We start from the raw sequence: 19,330 nt of genomic DNA, 5'->3' as shown, positions 1-19,330 counted from the left end.
GGTGCCCCTTTTGCTTATGCGGCTTCGTCCAGATCCGCGATGGGAATGTGCTCGCCTCGGATGATCTTAGACAGGCGATCTGCCCAAAGGTTGAGGGCTTTGCGCTTCAACCCCGTGTACGTCGCACGGTCATAAATCGACGTCGCACCACCTTCGACGTGGTTCAACAGACGCTTCACCGCTTCACGACTCTCCATCAGCTCACCGATATTGGTAGCGGCAGTACGACGGAAATCGTGGGGAGTGAAACGGTCCAAGACCTTCAGTTCCTCGTCGCGGGCGCGCAAGTCCGCGATTGCGTGAGTGATCCAGTCCGGGTGAATAACTCCTGCTTCCAGCACCTTCGCGTTGTTCCTCTTGTTGCTCCAGAAGATGTATGGCGTGTGCCCGGTTAGGGGCTTCATGTATTCCAGCTCACGGATTGCCATCTTCGACAGAGGGACGGTTTGCGAGTGTCCGTTCTTCGACTTTTCCTTCGGGATAGTCCAGATGCGGTGCTTCCAGTCGATCTCTTTCCATTCCATGAGAGCTACCTCGGAACGACGCTGAAGGGTGATGATCAGTATCTTCACCGCACTGCGAATCAAGTCCGACTGAAAGCTAGACAGCTTTCTCCACACGAGGCGAAGCTCATCATGGGAGAGAACGCGGTCGCGAGCTTGCTCTTTCCGACGATGGGTTCCCATGACCGGACTGACCTGAACACCGTCATCGAGGGTCGGCATACCCCAGGAGAACATCTTGGAAACGACGGCACGAAGACGGTTCGCTGCGACCGGGGCGGCTTTCTTCCCCAGGTCAGGATCACCGTTCGCCTTGTCCTGAAAGAGCTTCTGAAGCTCCGAACGCTTCACAGAAGCCGCGACCCGATCCCCAAAGGAGGGTAGGAAGTCGATCTCCAGAAAGCGACGATCCGACTTTCCACCGTCTTTCTTATTGACGGCGTACTGCTCCAGATAGTCTTTCGCCAGCTGTCGGCAGGTCATCTCTTCCGGCGCAGGTGCGGCTCCCGAGTCGGTTTCCGGGACAAGGGAAAGGGTAGTGGGTTCGTCTTCGTTGACTGCCGGCTCCGCGAGATTGATCTCTCCACGGGCTACCTTCCGGCAGAACTCACGGGCGGTGTTTGGGGTGTGACCCTCATCCGGTCGCCCGATCTTCACCCATTCACGCTTCTTCGCAGCAGCGTTATAGGTGACGTAATAGAAGGTCTTTGCGGTCGTCGTAACACGCAGGTAGAGGGCTGAGCATTCGCTGTCGATGTAGTTGATGCGGGTTCCGGATACTTCAGGGAACGGCAACTCATCGACCGCCTGCTTAGTCAGGCGCATCTTTGGCATATCTTCTCTTCTCCGATAATCCCCCAAGATCTAACGTCTCGGGTGGGAAAGGGATATTAAACCCGTTGACGAATAATCATCAACAAGAAAATACGCCGGGCTACAGCGGGGCTACAGTCCAAAATGGACCTACAGGGATCGTCAAGGATGTCAGGGGATCTAGAGGGGCGTCAAAACAAGGGGTTAGCAAAGACTATGGTTATAAGTGTATGAACTTACATACATAATCTTTGACTCTTAATCAATTGGTCGTAAGTTCGAATCTTACACGGCCCACCAACTCGAAAGGCGCTTAGCGAAAGCTAAGCGCCTTTTTCTTTGTGCCCATTTTCAAGGCATTCGACAGCGCTACTTGTCGTCATGCAAGCGGAGTCGTTCGGCTTTATTTGCCGAAGACTTTGGAGATCATGGCGGTGTCGCGACTTCGGCCTGCCTCGCTCGTTCCGTTCCAGCTGTTTAGTGCCTGGGTGCTTGTGACGCGCGAGCGGCTGTTGCATCGTGCGACGTCATCCATGGGGGAGTTCGCATGATCCGCAAACACATCGTGCTGGTGGCTGACCTCGCAGGCACGGTGGTGTTTGCCATCGAAGGTGCTACGACCGCCATTCATGCCGGGCTGGATCTGCTGGGCGTGCTGGTGCTGTCGTTTATTGTGGCGCTGGGTGGCGGCATCGTTCGCGACCTGTTGCTTGGCGACACGCCGCCGAGTGCAATGCGCGACTGGCGCTATCCCGTACTCGCCTTTGTCGCGGGGCTGGTGACGTTTGTCTGGCATGCGCAGGTCGAAGCCCTGCCAGCGTTGCTGCTGAGCACGTTGGATGCGGCAGGCCTGGCGTTGTTCGCCGTGGCGGGTGCGGAGAAGGCGCTGGAGTTCGGCATCCATCCGTTCATGGCCACGCTGCTGGGCGCCATCACGGGCTGTGGCGGCGGTGTAGTGCGCGACATGCTGCTTTCGCGCATACCGATGGTGTTGGTGGCGGATATCTATGCGAGTGCGGCCTTGCTTGGCGCGGCGGTGCTGGTGGTGGCGCGTCGGCTGGGGTGCCCGCCGGCGGTCGCGGCGACGCTGGGTGGCGTGGTGTGTTTTGCGCTGCGCGTGGCCGCGGTACGGTTTGGCTGGCAGTTGCCGAAGATCGCCTGAAGGCGCGACGTGGCATGCCGGGTGTGGCGTGTCGGCGATGAAGCCGTCACGCCACGGGGGTGATCTTTCAGCGATGCATTGCTCACGTCGACGAATGCCGACTATCCCGGCGTGTTGTCCGCCTTGCCTGCGCGCGACGCGCGCGGCCCTGGAGTGGGCGCGTGGCCCATGCGTGGTCGCCCGTCTCTGCACGCGACTCGCGTCGTCGCGCGCAGAGGCACGCCTCGTTGTCGACGGACGGGGCGCGTGTCAGCTAGGCGGGGCATGGACGCGGAAGACGCGTCGCGGTGCGCAGGTGAGGTCGTGTTCGCGCTATGCGAACTGTCAGGAAATGCCGTGAGGTGCTTGCACGGCCTGAAAAGCGGGCGTGCAGTTGCCTTAAGATCAAGCGTAGCCATGATCAACTCCTTCGAAGTTGGTGGTGGTCAGCGGGTCGCGTGGGGTCCTACGCCCATGCGGCCCGCGCTACTCACGACATCGCTGCCGCGGCCACCTGCAAACCCCGTCCGAAGACACCCGCAGGCGGCTTGCACACGTTAGCAAGCCGCCGTGCAAGCGCTGTAGGGATTCTGCAGTGGCGTGGCGTCAGGATGTGGCCCGCGCAAGGCGTGGCGAGTATTCCGCGTGCATGCCGGAGATTGCGCAACCACGTAGCCCGTAACCCGTAGCCCGGATGAAGCGCAGCGAGAATCCGGGATCCAGTGATTCGTCACGAATCAATCTTCGCGAAGACTTTGGGGTAGGGCTGTGCGGTGTCGCGATGGATGCGGAGCTTTCGCACGCGTGTTCCCGGATTCCCGCTCCGCTTCATCCGGGCTACGGGTGTGTGCGGCAGCGATGTAGCCCGGATGAAGCGCAGCGAGAATCCGGGATCCAGCGATTCGTCATGAATCGGTGTTTGCGAAGGTTTGGGGCTGGATTATGCGGCGGCGCGAAGAATGCGGGGATGTCGCACGCGTGTTCCCGGATTCCCGCTTCGCTTCATCCGGGCTACGGGTGGGTGCGGCGGCGATGTAGCCCGGATGAAGCGCAGCGAGAATCCGGGATCCAGCGATTCGTCACGAATCGGTGTTTGCGAAGGTTTGGGGCTGGGTTATGCGGCGGCGCGAAGAGTGCGGGGATGTCGCACGCGTGTTCCCGGATTCCCGCTTCGCTTCATCCGGGCTACGGGTGAGTGTGCGGCAGCGACGTAGCCCGGATGAAGCGCAGCGAGAATCCGGGATCCAGCGATTCGTCACGAATCGGTGTTTGCGAAGGTTTGGGGCTGGGTTATGCGGCGGCGCGAAGAGTGCGGGGATGTCGCACGCGTGTTCCCGGATTCCCGCTTCGCTTCATCCGGGCTACGGTCATACGTGTTACGCGTACTGCATCTTGATGGTCATGCCGCCGTCCACCACGAAGCTCTGGCCGGTGACGAAGGATGACTGCGCTGACAACAGGTAGACGGCGAGGGCGCCGATATCTTCCGGTGTGCCGACGCGGCCGGCCGGATGTTGCGAGTGATCGCGCCGGCTGAGCCTGGTTGCGCTGCGCTCGGCTGGCTTGCGCCATGCATCGGTGGCGATCCATCCCGGAAGAATCACGTTGGCGCGCACGTCCGGCCCTGCGCTTACGGCGAGTGCATGGGTGTAGGCGAGAAGGCCACCCTTGGTGGCGGCGTACGCTTCCGAATCCGCTTCCGACTGCAGGGCACGGGTGGAAGCAATATTCACGATGGAACCGTGGCGCTGCTTCAGTGCCGGCAGTGCGTGCTTGCTGCACAGGAACGGGCCGGTGAGGTTGGTGGCCAGGTAGCGGTTCCAGTGCTCGAGTGACAACTCGCCGAGCGGGCCGCTATGTGCGTTGGCAATGCCGGCGTTGTTCACCAGGCCGTCGATGTGGTCAAAACGCTTGAGTGCCGCGGCAACCCAGCGGCTGACACTGGCTTCGCGCGATACGTCGACCACGGCGAAGGCTGCGCGCTTGCCGACCGCCCATTCCGCCATACATGCCTTGCCGGCCTCGGCATCCAGGTCGCCGATGAAAACGTTGCCACCGGCGCCCAGTACGGCCTGGGCAATGCCGCGACCTATGCCTTGCGCGCCGCCGGTGATGAGCATGGTTTTGCCTGCGAGCGGCAAGGCTTCAAACGGTTGTATGGCGGGCGTCTGGATCATGGAGCTTCCCGGAATCTGGTGTTGCGCCAAGGGCAGGCATGCACGGCGATGTGACTGCATAGGCTAAAGCCAGGTTGCGATGTGGGCGAGTCGTTCGGTGCGTCGACGCCCGTCATCGGCCAAACGGCCTAAAGCCGGAGGAGGGGCGTGGCCGGGGTATTCGCAAGGACTTTGCGCTTTCGCGGCGCCGCTGGCTTTGGCAAGGCCACAGGATGGCGAGGTTGGCGTAGCGCAAGTGCGTTTTCGGCAGAATCCATGTGCGTCAAGACATAGAACCTATGGCTTTGTCAAGTTATCTCGGGCCGTAGATATACTCGACAGTGACGCAGTTCACATTTTGTCTGCAGGGGGCCCACCATGAAAGTTCTTCCTGTCTTGCTTGCTCTTGGCGTATCCGTATTGCTGTCGGCCTGCACGACCGGCGGCGGTTCCAAGGAAGCGCCGAAAGTTGACCCGGCCGCCCAGGCGGTTACCACCTACCGGATCGGTGTCGACGACCAGCTGCAGATCACGGTCTGGCAGAACCCGGACCTGAGCGTGAGCGTGCCTGTGCGCCCGGATGGAAAGATCACCGTGCCCCTGATTGGCGATGTGATGGCCGGTGGCAAGACGCCGGAAGAAGTTTCTGCCGAGATCAAGACCAAGCTGGCGTCGTATGTCCGCGATCCGCAGGTGGCGGTGATCCTGACCGAGCTGCGCAGCCACGAATACCTGTCTCGCGTGCGAGTGACCGGTGCCGTGCGCCAGCCGGTGTCGATTCCTTATCGCCAGGGCATGACGGTGCTGGATGCCGTGCTGGCCGCGGGCGGCACTACCGAATTCGCCGCGCCTGATCGCACTGAGCTGTTCCGCGAGGGCCACGACGGCGTCACCACACCCTATGCCGTGCGCCTGGACAAGGTGCTGCAGAAGGGTGATCTCGACACCAACTACCCGGTGCAGCCGGGGGATGTTGTCACTGTGCCAATGCGGTCGTTCTAAGACCGTGCAAGGGAGAGGGAGGACGTCGACATGAGCGGGGAACTCAGGCCGATGGCAAGTCTGGTGCCGGCACTGGTCAACGAAGCGCGACGCCGGCGCCTGGCGGTGGGCATCGCCTTTGCGATCATCGCATTGGCTGCCCTGACGGCTGGCATGCTGTGGCCGCGCAAGTTCGTGGCATCGACCACTATTCTTGCGCAGGAAAGCAGCATCATCACGCCGCTGATGGAAGGTGCGGCAGCACCGACGGCGAACAAGAACCGCGCGAACATGGCGCGCGATGTGATCTTCAGCCGCAAGGTGATGTCGAAGATCCTCGAAGCTGGTGGCTGGATGGCCACCAACCCCACGCCGGTCGAGCAGGATCGCATCGCCGAGGGCATCAAGACGCGCACGCAGGTGCAGATCACGCATGACAACCTGATCACCATCACCTACAGCGACAACAGCGCACGGCGCACCTATGAAGTGGCCCGCGCCTTTGCGCAGCTATTCATCAGCGAAAGCCTGGCCTCCAAGCAGCGCGAGAGCCGCGAGGCCTACGAGTTCATCAACAGCCAGGTCGAGGCTTACCGCAAGAAGCTCACGGATGCCGAAGACAAGCTGAAGTCTTACCGCGACGCCAACCCGGATGCGCGGCCCGGCAACGAGGCCGACACGGCGGCACGCATCAGCCAGTTGCGTTCGCAGATCGAAACGGCGCGCATGGACATGATGGAGCGCCGCTCGCAGGAAGGATCGCTGGCCTCGCAGCTCACCGGCGAGTCGGAAGTAAGCACGGTGCAGACGGCCGACGGCGTGGTGCAGGCGCAGCTGGGTGAACTGCAGGCGCAGCTCAACAAGCTGCTGCTGACCTATACCGATTCGTACCCCGATGTGGTTCGCATCCGCCACCAGATCGAAGACCTCAAGAAGCAGCTGGCCAGCGCCGAGCAGCACCGGGAAGCCGCACAGGCCGCCGGTACGCCCACCGCGCTGGACAGCAACGTCACCTTCAACCCCGCCTACCAGCAGATCAAGACCCAGCTGGCATCGGCCCGCGCCGCCAGTGCGGCTGCGGCAGCGCGCATGGGGGCGAGCGAGTCGATGCTGCAGGCGGAGCTGCAACGCAGCACGCGCATCGCCAGCTCGGAGAACGTCACCGCCGAGCTGACCCGCGACTACAACGTCAACCGCGACGTCTACCAGGATCTGCTCAAGCGCCGCGAGAACGCCCGCGTGTCGATGAACCTGGACGCGGAGCAGCGTGGCCTGAATTTCCTGGTACAGAACCCGGCCGTGCTGCCGTTGACGCCCTCCGGCCTGCGCTTCATGCATTTCGGCCTGGCAGGCATGGCGCTTTCGGTGCTGCTGCCATTGGGCCTGCTGCTTGCGCTGGTCTGGTTTGATCCGCGCGTGCGCTCGGTGTGGCAGCTGGAGCAGGCCATCGGTGCGCCGGTGCTGGCGACCATCCCGTTCTATCCCACGCCGGGTGATCGCCGCCGCGATCGCATGCAGAACATGACCGTGGGGTTGATCGTCGTGGGCGTGATCGCCGTCTACCTCGTTGCCGTATGGATCCGGCTGAAGGGATGACCATGAAGAATCCGGAAAACGACAACATGTCCGATCGCATCAGCGAAGTGCTTGAAGCGGCCGCGCATAACCTTGAGCTTCGCAAATCGTCCAGCCAGTCCATTGCGCGCATGAACGAGTCGGGTGGTGCGCTGGCGCCGGTGCAGCTTGAGCAGCGGCGGATGATTCATCGCGAAGAGTCAGTGCGTCAGCAGTCCGATGCCTTCCGCGAAATCCGCACGCGCCTGCTCGCCATGGGCGGACGCGAGAATTTCGTGACGCTGGTGGTCGCGGTAAGTCCGCGCTCGGGCAGCAGCTTCGTGGCGCGTAACCTTGCCGCGGCATTTGCGTTCGATGAAGCCAAGACCAGCCTGCTGGTCGACTGCAACGTGCGCTACCCGAACCAGCACAAGGTGATGGGCGTGGAGCCGCTGCGTGGTGGCCTGAGCGACCTGATGGATCATCCGGCCATCGGCATCGAATCGATCATCTACCACACGGGTGTGCCGCACCTGCGGCTGATTCCCGCTGGCAAGCCGCGCGAGAGCAGCAGTGAGTACTTCACATCGCATCGCATGCGCGCCGTGATCGATTCGCTGCGCTCGCGCTATGCCGACCGTTACCTGTTCCTGGACGGTCCGTCCGTGAAGGGCGCTCCCGATGCGCGCATCCTCGCCGACCTCGCGGATTTCGTGGTGGTGGTGGCGGGGTATGGAAAAGATACGCCAGGGGCCATCAGTCAGGCGTTGAGTCATTTCGAACCGAGCAAGCTTGCTGGAGTGGTGTTCAACCAGGCGCCCTAGACGGATAGGGAACGAGATGCCGGCGAAGGGAGCGGCGGCATCTTGAGGGGGAAGGTCAGAGGAATGGATATGCCGGCTTACAACAGGCTTGCCCGCGCCACCATGCTCGCGCTGGTCGCCATCCCCGGCTGCTCGTGGGCCGGTGACTTCGCCTATTCGGCGTTCGTCAGCGTGGAACACAGTGACAACATTGCATTGGCCACCGACAACCCGGCCAGCAGCAGCATTCTGATACCGGGCGTCAACTTCGCCTATCGACAACTGGGTTCCACCATCCAGGCCAATGTCGTGGGTACGGCGGAGTACCTCGATTACAGCAACAGCAATTTCGACAGTCAGACGCAGGGCACGCTCAGCGCGCAGGCCAACTGGACGGCGATTCCCCAGCGGCTCGATTTTTCCATCGAGGACGATGCCGGCGTGCAGCCGGTGGATACGCTGGCCAGCAATGCGCCCAACAACCGGCAGCAGACCAATGTGATATCGCTGGGGCCGATCCTGCATTTCGACTTCAATGCGGCCACGCGCGGGCAGGTTGAACTGAAATACCTCAACAGCTACGCCTCCAAGGTGGATGACTTCGATTCCTCCCGCGGGTTGGGCGCGTTCCGTGTGATCCGCGATGTGGACCCCACCACGCAGGTGTCGCTGAACCTGGAGTCGCAGCACGTCAACCTGAAGAACAACACGGCAGGACCGGACTACACCCGCAATGAGCTGTACGGGCATTACGTCCATACGTTGAAGAATTTCGACGTGGATGCCTTGCTTGGCTGGGGCTACATCGACTTCAAGAATGAGCCCAGTGCTTCCAAACCGATGGCGCGCGTCACGCTGGGCTGGCGGCCGAACATCGACAACAGCTTCAGCGTGACCGGTACCTACCAGTTCTCGGACGCGGCGCAGGACATGCTGCTCCAGCCGGGCCAGACCATCGTGGACAGCATGACCAATGTGTCCACGAATCCGCTGGACCTGATCAACGATCCCAGCCGCGGCATCAATACGGGTTCAGTGGTGGTGGATTCGCAGGTCTACCTGGACCATAGCGTGCAGGGCACCTACAGCTATCGCGGTGATCGCCTGTCCATCACGGTGGCGCCGCTGTATCGCAAGCTGTCCTACCTCAACAATCCCACCTTCGATCAGAACGAGAAAGACGCGGCCTTCAGCATCGAGTACAAGCTGCGGCCGACGCTGCTTCTGACAGGGTTCGGCGACTACGAACACACCCAGTACACCTCGCTGGACCGCACCGACAAGACCACCCGCTTCGGCGTGGCCATCAGCCACGAGTTCACCCAGCACTGGAGCTGGCGCGCAGGCTATACGCGCCAGCTGCGCGCCAGTAATGCGGCCTTGCAGAGCTACCACGAAAACGAGTTCGTGGTTGGCGTGGTCTACCGTCGATGAAGGCGCGCATCGAAGCGGAGCTGCCGTTCTACTTCGGCCCGGGGCGGGAGCTGTTCGGCTTCTATCATCCGTCCGCTGCGGTGACGGGGGCGGCGGTGCTGCTGTGCCCGCCCTTCGGCGTGGAGCAGATCCGCTGCCACCGGCTGTATCGCCAGCTGGCGCATGGTCTGGCCGAGAGCGGTTTGCCGGTGCTGCGCTTCGACTACTACGGCACCGGCGATTCGGCCGGCGAGAGCCGTGCCTTTGAGTGGACGCGATGCCTGGCGGATGTCGCCACGGCTGCCAACGAGCTGCGTAACCGGACCGGCGGCGCCCGTCTGCTAGCCTTCGGCGCCAGGCTGGGAGCCAACGCCGCACTGGCCGCTGCGCAGTCGGCCCGGCTCGACGGCGTGGTGACATGGGATGCCATCACTTCCGGCGATGCACTGGTGCGGCAGTACGACCGCATGCAGGACGCGCTGAAGGTCGACCTGAATCGCTTCGAGGTCGCACGTCCCGAACTGGACGTGAGTACGCAGTGGCCGGGTTTCGAACGGGGCGAGGGTTTGCGCGCGCAGTTGCAGGCGCTGCGTCTGCTGGACCCGGGCATGGCCTCGGCGTGGCTGTCATCGGCGATGACCGACGAAGCCTCGCGGCCCCTGGACCATCACGTGGGCCGCCAGGTGAGCGTGGATGTTTCCCCTCGCTGGGACGATGTCGACTGCCTGGAAATGGCCATCCTGTCGCATCCGCTGCTCGACGCGGCGAAGCGCCTGCTGAAGGAGATGGCGTAATGCACGAGCAGGCCTTCCGTTTCGGCAGTGCGCGCCATCTGGTGGGCGTGGTGGGCCTGCCGGCGGTCATCGATCACGGCGTGGGTGTCATTTTCCTCAATGCGGGCATGGTGTACCGCGTGGGGCCTTTCAGGCTGCACGTGGACCTCAGTCGCCGGCTGAATGCGCTGGGCTATCCCACGCTGCGCTTCGACCTTTCCACCATCGGCGACAGCGGGGCGAGTGGCCAGCGCTTGTCGCGTCCGGAGCAGGTCGTCGCCGACGTAAGCGATGCGATGGAGTTGCTCAAGCAGCAATCAGGCAGCACGCGCTTCGTGTTGTTCGGGCTCTGCTCGGGCGCGCAGAACGCGCACTCTGCCGCGCATGCGGACTCGCGCGTGGTGGGTGCCTGTTTCCTGGATGGCTATGGTCACCGCACCTTCGGGCAGCGTGTGCGTCATTACCTGCCGCGCCTGCTCAGCCTTTCAACCTGGCGGAACCGCCTGCTCCGGCGCGGTGGTTCAGCATCGCCTCGACCCGCCGAGCCCGCCTTCGTGGTCGAGCCGTTGCCGCCCAAGGTGGTGCGTGCGGAACTCGCGGACATGCTCCAGCGCGGTCTCAAGCTCGACTTCGTCTACAGCGGCGGTGTGACGCGCTACTTCAATCATATCCGCCAGTTCCGCGAGTGCTTTGGCCGTCTGGCCGATCACCCGGGCATCAGTGCCAGCTACTTCGAAGAAACGGACCACACCTACGTTCTCACGGGTGACCGCCAACGCCTGCTCGACCACGTCGCGCAGTGGATGGGGCGTCACTTTCCCGTCACGCGACCAGGTACGTGAACATGCAGAAGGTGCTCGTCACCGGCGGAGCCGGTTACATCGGAAGTCATGTCGTCCAGCAGCTTGCCTCTCGCGGCGAGCACGTGGTGGTGATCGACAACCTCAGTAGTGGCTACCGCGAGGCGGTGCGTGGCGCCGAGCTGGTGGTGGGTAACGTGGGTGATGCGGCGCTGGTGGAGTCCGTGCTGCGCGCCAACGACATCGATGCGGTGATGCATTTCGCCGCGCACACGGTGGTGCCGGAATCCGTGAGCGACCCGCTCAAGTACTACGGCAACAACACCTGCAACACGCGCAACCTGCTGGCCGCCTGCGAGGCCGCCGGCGTGGACAAATTCATCTTTTCTTCGACCGCTGCCGTGTACGGCCTGACCGAACATGGCGTGGCCGACGAAGACACGCCCACCCATCCGGCCAACCCGTATGGCACATCCAAGCTGATGTCCGAGATGATGCTGTGCGACTACTGCATGACCGGCCGGATGCGCCACGTGATCCTGCGCTACTTCAACGTGGCCGGCTGCGACCCCAAGGGGCGCATCGGTCATTCCGCGCCAACGGCCACCTTGTTGGTCAAGGCGGCATGCGAACATGCTGTCGGCAAGCGCGCGTCCATGGCCATCTATGGCACCGACTACGACACGCCGGACGGTACCGGCATCCGCGACTATATCCATGTGGAAGACCTGGCCTCCGCACACTTGCGCGCCCTGGACCACCTGCGTGAGGGCGGTGTATCGCTCAAGCTCAACTGCGGCTATGGCCACGGCTACAGCGTGCGTGAAGTACTCGATTCGGTCGCCCGCGTGGGCGGTCATCCGCTGAACATCGTCGAGTTGCCGCGGCGCGAAGGTGACCTCGCCATGCTCATTGCGTGCAGCGACCGGCTCAAGCAGGTGCTTGACTGGCATCCCCAGTACGACGACCTCGATTTCATCGTGCGCACCGCGTTGACGTGGGAGCGCAAGATGGTCGGCGAACACGCGCGGCTGTCGTCGGTGGCGTGATGTTCAAGGCAGTGCCAACCAGCATCGTCGGTGATCGTGGTGGACGGAACCACAGGTCAGGGCTTCTGCTCATCCTGATCCTGTCATGCCTGCCCCTGACGGGATGGGCATCAGGGCGACCGGCGCATGCACAGGCAGAGGCGCCGTCTAAAAGCCAGGGGCCGCAGGCGCCGCAGGACAGCGCGCCTGATCAGCGCATCGTGGTGCATCAGAACGTGGGTGATGCCACCGACGTGAAAGTTTCCGTCGGCATTCCGTTTCCGCCGGGCATGCTGCGCGATGCCCAGCAGGTGCGCATTCTCGACGCGAACGGCGAAGAGGTTCCTGCCCACGTCGTAGCCACCTTGCGCTGGTACATACGCGATCACAGCATTCGCGCCGTGCGGGCGCAGTTCCAGGCGCAGCTGGTGAAAGGCGAGGGCACCTATTATTTCGCCATTGGCAAGCCGCGTACCCGCGAGCTGCCCGGCTGGCCGTATGTGCAGGAACTAGTACCCGACTCGCACGGTGTGCGCGTGGCCGCCGCGCTGGCCACGCTGGAGCCGGCATGGATGTGTGCTTCGCTGGTGGCAGGGCCGCAGACGCCAGCCACCAAGGGCGAGGCTTACGCCAGGTACGTGGCCACCCAGTTCGAATGGGCGAAGAAGTTGCCCGTGGACGATCACACCGCCTGGTTGTTCGATCGCCCCTCCACCTTGTTCAAGGCCTATGTGCGTACCGGCCGGCTGGATTATCTGCAGGCGGCCGACGAGAGCTACCACTTCTACATGAAGTACATCAAACGCGACGGCTTGCCGTTCAGTCCGTTCTGCGGTGGTGGCTGGACCATGGGCAAGGAGCCATGCGATTCCAAGTACGTGTATGTCGAACCCATTCTGCTGGCACTGGCGCTGACCGGTGACGACAGCGAACACGATGCCGAGCTGGTCGACAAGATGGTGATGCTGTGGAAGCACAACGGCTGGAGCGGCGACGCCGGGCCCTATACAGGGCCGGGTGAACGCTTCACCGAACGCCTGGCCGGGCTGGGCCTGCTGGCAACCATCAATGCCTATGAACTCACCGGCGACAAACGTTACCTGGACAATACCAACGAGCGCGTGGGCTGGCTCTACGAGCATCAGCGCAACAACCCGGACAAGCTGGGCAACGACGGCTCCTGGCGCAACAGCTGGAACCTGCACGAAGACGACTCATGGAAGCCGGAAAGTGATGTGCGGGGCACTTCGCCATGGATGAGCGAGAACATCATCGACGCGCTGTGGCACACGTGGCTGGTCACGGGCGACCGGCGCATTCCCGAGATGATCACGGCGTTCGGCCGCTACATGGAGCGCTATGGCTGGATCGACGTGAGCACCATCGTGCAGGGCCATGACTGGCGCAATCCGTGTTCCGGCTCGAACGGGCAGATCTCCTGGTACTGGGCCTCGTCACAGGCCAGCCACAAGAAGCTCTCCGACATCGAGGATTCCGACGGCTGGTACAGCGACGCGCACAACGTAGAGCTGGTGATGCCGGTGGCCGCCGCGTACTACTTCGAGCAGGACCCAACGCAGAGTGCCGCGCTCAAACGCCGTGTCGAGGCACTGTCATCCTCCTACGACACCGAGTGCGGACGGATCGGCGAGACACTGCGGCGATTCAACTGGAACAACCGCGGCACGGGCGTGGCCCTGTGGTTCATGCAGCAGCCGCCCGGCAGCGGCGCCACCTCGACACTGGCGGCTCATGCCTCGCCGTGACGGGTATTGATGACAGAACCGGATCGGCATGAACAGGGGAAGGTATTGATGAACCGCCGGATGGCAGCATTAAGGAGCGTGGCGCTGGTGTCGGCCTCCACCTATGTGGAGTACGCGCTGGGTCTGTTTATCAGCGTATGGATCGCGCGCGCGCTGGGCCCGGCGGATTTCGGCCGTTATGCGTTTACCGTGTGGCTATGCGGCTGGCTGATGACGTGCAGCAACCATGCGCTGACCACGTCGTCCACCAAGTTCATCGCCGAGGCGTATGGCGCGGACAGTCCCGAGGTGGCGTCGCACATCTCCTACCGGCTGGCGCGGAACCAGGCATGGAGTTGCGCCGCGGTCATTGCACTGTTCCTCATGGGCGTGGCGATTATCCGGCCGACGGAATGGGGTGGTTTCATCCTGCCCATCACTCTGCTGGTGGCCGTGGGCGTGGTGGCGAAGGCCAACTACAGCCTGTGGGTGGCGATTTCCAAGGGGCAGGAGAAATTCGAGCCGGTCTCCATTGCCACCGTGATATCCGGCGTGATCATGCTGGCGCTGGTGGTGCTTGCTTCGATTTATCACGCGGGTCTGATCGCGTTCGTGGGCATCTTCACCATCTCGTGCCTCACGCTGAATCTGGTGAACCGCATCGCCTATCGCCGCTATTGCCTGCCCTTCGGCCCGGGTGAGGTGCCTGCGGAGATGTCACAACGCTTGACCCGCCACCTTCGCCTTACGGCGGTGCTGATCCTGCTGCTGGCCCTGAAGAGCAACACCGTCGAAGTCTTCCTGCTCAACACCTACGCCAACTCCACCGCGGTGGGTTTCTTTGCCATTGCCGGCACGCTGACGCGCGGTGCGGTGGAGCTGTTCTCTGTGGGTCTGACCACCACCTTGCTCCCCTACATGGCACGTGCTTTCGGGAAGAACGGTCAAGGGCAGGCGACGCGCGTGCTGTCCGAGGCCACGCGGTTCTACTGGGCCACCGGCCTGATGATCGCTGGGCTCGGCTTCATCACCACGCCCAGCCTGGTGACGCTGATGTACGGCAACAAGTACGTCGATGCGATTCCCGCCATCGAAGTCACCCTGGTGCTGGCGGGCCTGTTGCTGATGACCAACAGCATTGCCGCCTTCCAGGTGGTGACCGATCGCCAGGGTGACCGCCTGCGCATTTCGGGTTCGGCGCTGGTGATCAACGTGATCCTCGGCTTCAGCCTGATTCCGCATTTCGGTCTGCTTGGCGCTGTGCTGTGCTACGCCGGCACGCGCCTGGCGGAGCTGGTGATCTGTACGCTCTATATCCGTCGCGTGGCCAGTGCGGGCCTGCCCATCGGGCTGATGGCGCGTCTGCTCGTGGTGGGACTGGTGGCGACCGGCGCGGGCTGGCTGGTGGCCGAGGTGACGCCGGGGCACCTGGCCTTCGTCACCGGGTCGATCATGTTCACGGTGGTGTTCGTGCCGGCCAGTTTCCTCGTGCGCTACTGGAGCGAGGAGGATTATCGGTTGATGGGGATGATCACGGACAAGCTTGGGCCGTTGGGGCGGGTGGCGAAGCGGGTGTTGGGGGTGTTGCAGGGGCCGGTGGAGAGGGTGGCGCCTTGAGGGGCGTTTGCTACAGGTTGCTGTAGCCCACCTATCTGCCCCCTTTCCCGTCGGGGAGAGGGTTGGGGTGATGGGTGGGTGCTCGCCTCACCGCTTCTACACGTCATCCCGGCGCACCCCACAAAAGGGGGCGAGGGCCGGGATCCAGTGACTTTGCTCTTGGCCTCCGGTCTCGCGCGTTTCCGCGATCGGGCCGCTTACGCCGCGGGGGCGTTTCGATCGTCTGCCGACGCTCGAGTCACTTTTCTTTTGCTGGCCCAAAAGAAAAGTAACCCAAAGAAAATGGCCTTAAGAGCTGGCAGCATTCCGTGGGGATAGGCCCGATCGGCTGAGGAACGTTGCTGCTTGGCAACCTTCGCCTCTACACAGCGGGTACTTCCAAGCGCTTCGCAACGCGCCGAAGCGAAGAGGACTTAACGCGGAGCGTCGTGCCGCTGTGCGGCACATCCTTCCTTGCCACTAGGGCGTTCACGTTGAACATCACCTGTCGCTCGTCCTCTCCCGTTCGGGAGAGGACTGGGGTGAGCACTGAGGCGCGAAAGAAACGGGCTTCACACGGTGCGAGACACCCCTGTAGGAGCGCACCTTGTGCGCGACCGCAGCGCCATGTCGGTCCCGCTCCGTCAGGTGGTCGCGCACAGGGTGCGCTCCTACAGACGAGCGACTAAGCATGTGGGTGTTCACGTTGAATATCACCTGTCGCTCATTCTCCCCGGCACTGGAGATGACTGGAGTGAGCACGGAGGCGAGAAAAGAACGGGCTTCACGCGGTGCGAGGAACCCTCTGTAGGAGCGCACCTTGTGCGCGACCGCAGCGCCATGTCGATGCCGCTCCGCCAGGTGGTCGCGCACAGGGTGCGCTCCTACAGGGATGCCTCTACGCGTGAATGCCTGAGACATTTGCGCAATCAAACAAAGAAAGGTGCCCGGATTTTCCGCGGGAACGGGTTGCGCGTTGCAAGCGGTCAGTCTGGGGAGAACACTCACCGGGCAACTCGTACGTCCTGGCCCCACTCACACCATCCGCTTCCTCATCGCTTCCCACGCGTAATGGCACATGTGCTGGGAGGAGGAGATCCAGTTGAGCCTGGCGATATCCCGGTAGATGCGCCATTGCCAGCAGGCGGCGCGCCATTTGTCGGCGGAGACGGAGCCTTCGCGCACGCAGTAGTAGGCAAGCGGCTGGTCGCCGGGGACGCAGGTGGCGTGGCCGGCGCGGCGGACCATGTCGAGCCAGAACACGTAATCTTCGTGGCCTACGGAGGGGAAGACGGCGTCGCCCAGGCTGCGGTCGTACAGGCCGGTGAGGTTGCCGATGTAGTTGCTTCGCAGCATCTGTGCGTAGTCGACGGAAGCGGGCGGCTGCACACGCGAAAGCAGGTGGCCGTCTTCGGTGACCCGGTCGTAAGGGGTGTAGCTGACACGGGAGCGGGTGTCTTCCATGTGTTCCATCTGCCATTCCAGCTTGCGCGGATGCCAGCCGTCGTCGCTGTCGAGGAAGGCGATATGGCTGCCGTTGGCGGCGGCGATGGCGGTGTTGCGCGCGGCAGCGACCCCGGCGTTGCGTGGCGCGTGGAGCACGCGGATGCGTTGGTCGGCATCGGCCAGTGCATCGATCATGTTGGGCGTGTCGTCGGTAGAGCAGTCGTCGACGATCACCAGTTCCCACGAGGCGTAGGTCTGCGAGAGCACCGATATCACAGCGCCGCGGATAGTCCGGGCGGCGTTGTAGGCGGGCATCACTACGCTGACCAGGGATGGGGTCACGTTGCTGCTCCTGTCAGGTGGGTGCGGCCGATGAAGTCGATGGAGGTGACGCACAGGCGTTCCGGCGGAATGTGCGCGAACTGCGGGTGAACGTGCATGGCCGCCAGTTCGGCCAGGCGTTTTTCGCGGGGGCATTCGGTGTTCAGCACGATGTCGAAGCCGGCGGCCTCGGCGTGGTCGACAAACTCGTAGGCGCGCATGCGGTTCTGGTACAGGAAGGCGTTGTCCCAGCGATGCCAGTCGTGATCGGAGTACTTCAGGTAGTTGAGCTGGTTGATCGAGTGGTCGACGTAGGCGTAGTGGTCACCGCAGTTGACGGAGTGGAACATGATGCCGCCAGGCACCAGGATGCGCATGGCCTCGCGGTAGATGCCATCAACCACAGCCGGTTCCACGTGTTCGAGCACGCTGTTTGAGAACACGCAGTCGATGCCATGGGTGGGTAGTGCGGTGCACGAGGCATCGATCGGGGCCTGGTAGATCACTACGCCGTCGGTTGCCGCCGCCAGGTCGTCGCCTTGCTGCAGGCGTGCGGACAGTCGCCGCTGGCGACGCTGCACCTCCGTTTCGGGCACGTTGCAGGCTTGTGCGATCAAAGCCGTGTGCTCCGCAAGATGGTCCGCGCATTCAAGCAGCAGGTCATGCTTGAGATGGCGATGGAGATCCACCGTGATCACCTGCTTCGCACCGCCGAGATAACAGGCCAGTGGAAACGTGGGGTACCAGCCGCTGCCGATCTCGAACAGCCTGGCACCGGCAATGGGACGGCCGGCGTCATGAAGATGGCTGGCCATGAGGCGCCAGTCATCCATCTTGATCTCGAACTCACGGGTGAAGCCGCGCAGCCCGCCGAAGCGCTTCTGCAGCAGATAGTGCGCCTGTTCGCCGCCGGGCATATGCCCCAGCAGCTTCTGCAGCAGGCCTTTGGCTCGCCAGTGCATGACTTTTACTCCACGCTCCGCCCGCCACCAGCGACCACTTCGGGCTCACGCACTTGGCCAGCCGGAAGCGGGTTGGTCCATTTGGTGACACCGGGGGGAGGAGCCAGCTCGAAGTCGCGGTAGCGATGGGGGTTGCCCTCCATGCCGGCTTCGGCAGCCTTGATGATGTTGTACATCTCGCGTGAGGTGACGTAGTGGAGAACGTACTGGCTGCCGTCGTTGTAGACCTTCTCCAGGTGATCGTGCATGGCATGCATGGGATCGCCGAGCAGGGTATCCATGTCGCGTTCCTGCGTGCCGTGCGTGTGGATCTTGATGAAGATCCACTCCGGCCGGCCTTCCACATGAATGCCGGTACGCACCCACGCGTCCACACGCTCCGGCGTGGGTGGGCAGCTGTGGCGCACGTCCGAGTTTTCGATGCGCGGCATGATCAGCTTGCGCCGGCGCTTCCAGTCCAGTCCGAGCGGGCCTTGCACGATCATCAGGTCGCCGCTGGCATGGCCGCCCACACGCACCGGCGTACCGGTGTTGTGCGATTTGGGATGGCAGGGATCGTCGGTGGCGTAGTAGATGGCATTGATGGCGCGCGTCTGCGTTTCGCTGGGGGCGGAGGGCAGGGTGAAGTCGGCGTAGCAGCCCAGCTCGCGCAGCAGGATCAGTTCGTTGTTGAGGCCACACCAGCGGCCATCGGCGCGCGAATTGTCCAGTGACCAGTTGCCGTGTATGAAGCCAAAGCGAAGTTGTCCTGTCTTGCGGTCGCGTGACAGCGCGCCGTGTCGTGCATGCAGCAGCTCATTGAAGCGCGAGATGGTGGTGCAGAAGTTGTCAGCCGTGTCGTTGTCGTGATGGAGGTGAATCTCGATCTCGCCATAGCCATCCGCACAGAGTCCGGCGATCTTGTCCAGGTGTTCCGGCAGGTACTCCTCCTCCGGATAGAAGAAGCTGTGCTGCGGCGGACGCCCATCGGCGTCACGGTGGCGCGATGCCATCGCGGGGTAGTCACGGTACCAGCGGTCCACGCGCTGCCGCTGGGTTTCCAGGTCCACGCGGCCCCAGGCCGGTTCGTAGTGATCCACGAAACAGAACATCACGTGGGTAGGGCCGTTGACGGCGGGGCGCGGCTTGCGTCGCAGGTAGCTTCCCAGCCACACTTGCATGTTGCGCGAGCGGATGGCCATCCACGCAACGGCACAGAACAGCGCCGCCAGCACAACCAGGCCCAGTAGCGCGATGACGATGGTTTGATTCATCACAGATCCCCTGTGTGCAGCGACCACGTTCGGGCGTGATCT

15 protein-coding genes and 1 tRNA gene are annotated in these 19,330 nt (G+C 62.9%); 11 read left to right on the top strand and 5 right to left on the bottom strand.

Annotated features, from left to right (window positions below):
• Positions 1 to 14: 14 nt before the first annotated feature.
• Entirely contained in the window at positions 15 to 1,337 is a 1,323-nt protein-coding gene (locus H8F01_RS00230; protein ID WP_187057101.1) for a tyrosine-type recombinase/integrase, read from the bottom strand.
• A gap of 180 nt (positions 1,338 to 1,517) precedes the next feature.
• Between H8F01_RS00230 and H8F01_RS00225 the strand changes: the two genes are divergently transcribed.
• Positions 1,518 to 1,616 (top strand) — tRNA-Ser (locus tag H8F01_RS00225).
• Positions 1,617 to 1,863: 247 nt separating this feature from the next.
• Positions 1,864 to 2,478 carry a trimeric intracellular cation channel family protein gene (locus H8F01_RS00220; RefSeq protein ID WP_187057100.1) on the top strand — a complete coding sequence of 205 codons (615 nt, stop codon included), beginning with the start codon at positions 1,864 to 1,866 and terminating at the stop codon, positions 2,476 to 2,478.
• Positions 2,479 to 3,833: 1,355 nt separating this feature from the next.
• On the opposite strand, the gene H8F01_RS00215 is transcribed toward H8F01_RS00220, so the two are convergent.
• Positions 3,834 to 4,634 (bottom strand): SDR family oxidoreductase, encoded by an 801-nt coding sequence (locus tag H8F01_RS00215; protein ID WP_187057099.1) that lies wholly within the window; start codon positions 4,632 to 4,634, stop codon positions 3,834 to 3,836.
• 357 nt (positions 4,635 to 4,991) lie between these two features.
• Between H8F01_RS00215 and H8F01_RS00210 the strand changes: the two genes are divergently transcribed.
• The 9 genes from H8F01_RS00210 to H8F01_RS00170 all read left to right on the top strand — a co-directional run bounded on the left by H8F01_RS00210 (position 4,992) and on the right by H8F01_RS00170 (position 15,327).
• Positions 4,992 to 5,615, top strand: coding sequence for an XrtA/PEP-CTERM system exopolysaccharide export protein (locus H8F01_RS00210; protein WP_187057098.1), 624 nt, complete (start codon positions 4,992 to 4,994; stop codon positions 5,613 to 5,615).
• Positions 5,616 to 5,645: 30 nt separating this feature from the next.
• Positions 5,646 to 7,190 (top strand): XrtA system polysaccharide chain length determinant, encoded by a 1,545-nt coding sequence (locus H8F01_RS00205; RefSeq protein WP_238481100.1) that lies wholly within the window; start codon positions 5,646 to 5,648, stop codon positions 7,188 to 7,190.
• 2 nt (positions 7,191 to 7,192) lie between these two features.
• Positions 7,193 to 7,972 carry a P-loop NTPase family protein gene (locus H8F01_RS00200; protein WP_238481099.1) on the top strand — a complete coding sequence of 260 codons (780 nt, stop codon included), beginning with the start codon at positions 7,193 to 7,195 and terminating at the stop codon, positions 7,970 to 7,972.
• Between the two features lie 69 nt (positions 7,973 to 8,041).
• Complete coding sequence (locus H8F01_RS00195; protein WP_187057096.1) at positions 8,042 to 9,385, top strand: outer membrane beta-barrel protein; 1,344 nt, start codon at positions 8,042 to 8,044, stop codon at positions 9,383 to 9,385.
• A complete protein-coding gene (locus H8F01_RS00190) occupies positions 9,382 to 10,158 on the top strand; it encodes a serine aminopeptidase domain-containing protein (RefSeq protein WP_187057095.1) in 777 nt (258 codons plus the stop codon). Before H8F01_RS00195 ends, H8F01_RS00190 begins: the two co-directional genes overlap by 4 nt.
• Positions 10,158 to 10,979, top strand: coding sequence for an alpha/beta hydrolase family protein (locus tag H8F01_RS00185; RefSeq protein WP_187057094.1), 822 nt, complete (start codon positions 10,158 to 10,160; stop codon positions 10,977 to 10,979). Before H8F01_RS00190 ends, H8F01_RS00185 begins: the two co-directional genes overlap by 1 nt.
• Positions 10,980 to 10,981: 2 nt before the next feature.
• Complete coding sequence (galE, locus tag H8F01_RS00180) at positions 10,982 to 11,986, top strand: UDP-glucose 4-epimerase GalE (protein WP_222615702.1); 1,005 nt, start codon at positions 10,982 to 10,984, stop codon at positions 11,984 to 11,986.
• A gap of 200 nt (positions 11,987 to 12,186) precedes the next feature.
• Positions 12,187 to 13,731: a hypothetical protein gene (locus tag H8F01_RS00175; protein ID WP_238481098.1), complete on the top strand. Its 1,545-nt coding sequence runs from the start codon at positions 12,187 to 12,189 to the stop codon at positions 13,729 to 13,731.
• 48 nt (positions 13,732 to 13,779) lie between these two features.
• A complete protein-coding gene (locus tag H8F01_RS00170) occupies positions 13,780 to 15,327 on the top strand; it encodes an oligosaccharide flippase family protein (RefSeq protein WP_187057092.1) in 1,548 nt (515 codons plus the stop codon).
• 1,014 nt (positions 15,328 to 16,341) lie between these two features.
• Here H8F01_RS00170 and H8F01_RS00165 read toward each other — a convergent pair.
• The 3 genes from H8F01_RS00165 to H8F01_RS00155 are packed head-to-tail and all read right to left on the bottom strand — an operon-like array spanning position 16,342 to position 19,288.
• The gene (locus H8F01_RS00165; protein ID WP_187057091.1) at positions 16,342 to 17,094 is read right to left on the bottom strand and encodes a glycosyltransferase family 2 protein; all 753 of its coding nucleotides are present in this window, start codon (positions 17,092 to 17,094) and stop codon (positions 16,342 to 16,344) included.
• Positions 17,091 to 18,035 (bottom strand): methyltransferase domain-containing protein, encoded by a 945-nt coding sequence (locus H8F01_RS00160; RefSeq protein WP_187057090.1) that lies wholly within the window; start codon positions 18,033 to 18,035, stop codon positions 17,091 to 17,093. The genes H8F01_RS00165 and H8F01_RS00160 overlap by 4 nt, the downstream gene beginning before the upstream one ends.
• Before the next feature lie 5 nt (positions 18,036 to 18,040).
• Positions 18,041 to 19,288, bottom strand: a complete 1,248-nt coding sequence (locus H8F01_RS00155) for a hypothetical protein (RefSeq protein WP_187057089.1) — start codon at positions 19,286 to 19,288, stop codon at positions 18,041 to 18,043.
• Between the last annotated feature and the right edge of the window lie 42 nt (positions 19,289 to 19,330).

This window comes from Dyella telluris (assembly GCF_014297575.1).
Taxonomy (GTDB): Bacteria; Pseudomonadota; Gammaproteobacteria; order Xanthomonadales; family Rhodanobacteraceae; genus Dyella; species Dyella telluris.
This window is presented reverse-complemented; position numbering and strand designations above follow the sequence as displayed.

Excerpts from the sequence above, each read along its gene's own strand:
- galE (WP_222615702.1), top strand. The coding sequence starts at position 10,982 with ATGCAGAAGGTGCTCGTCACCGGCGGAGCCGGTTACATCGGAAGTCAT.
- H8F01_RS00155 (WP_187057089.1), bottom strand. The coding sequence starts at position 19,288 with ATGAATCAAACCATCGTCATCGCGCTACTGGGCCTGGTTGTGCTGGCG.
- H8F01_RS00170 (WP_187057092.1), top strand. The coding sequence starts at position 13,780 with ATGAACCGCCGGATGGCAGCATTAAGGAGCGTGGCGCTGGTGTCGGCC.
- H8F01_RS00160 (WP_187057090.1), bottom strand. The coding sequence starts at position 18,035 with ATGCACTGGCGAGCCAAAGGCCTGCTGCAGAAGCTGCTGGGGCATATG.
- H8F01_RS00185 (WP_187057094.1), top strand. The coding sequence starts at position 10,158 with ATGCACGAGCAGGCCTTCCGTTTCGGCAGTGCGCGCCATCTGGTGGGC.
- H8F01_RS00210 (WP_187057098.1), top strand. The coding sequence starts at position 4,992 with ATGAAAGTTCTTCCTGTCTTGCTTGCTCTTGGCGTATCCGTATTGCTG.
- H8F01_RS00190 (WP_187057095.1), top strand. The coding sequence starts at position 9,382 with ATGAAGGCGCGCATCGAAGCGGAGCTGCCGTTCTACTTCGGCCCGGGG.
- H8F01_RS00215 (WP_187057099.1), bottom strand. The coding sequence starts at position 4,634 with ATGATCCAGACGCCCGCCATACAACCGTTTGAAGCCTTGCCGCTCGCA.
- H8F01_RS00230 (WP_187057101.1), bottom strand. The coding sequence starts at position 1,337 with ATGCCAAAGATGCGCCTGACTAAGCAGGCGGTCGATGAGTTGCCGTTC.
- H8F01_RS00195 (WP_187057096.1), top strand. The coding sequence starts at position 8,042 with ATGCCGGCTTACAACAGGCTTGCCCGCGCCACCATGCTCGCGCTGGTC.
- H8F01_RS00200 (WP_238481099.1), top strand. The coding sequence starts at position 7,193 with ATGAAGAATCCGGAAAACGACAACATGTCCGATCGCATCAGCGAAGTG.
- H8F01_RS00205 (WP_238481100.1), top strand. The coding sequence starts at position 5,646 with ATGAGCGGGGAACTCAGGCCGATGGCAAGTCTGGTGCCGGCACTGGTC.
- H8F01_RS00220 (WP_187057100.1), top strand. The coding sequence starts at position 1,864 with ATGATCCGCAAACACATCGTGCTGGTGGCTGACCTCGCAGGCACGGTG.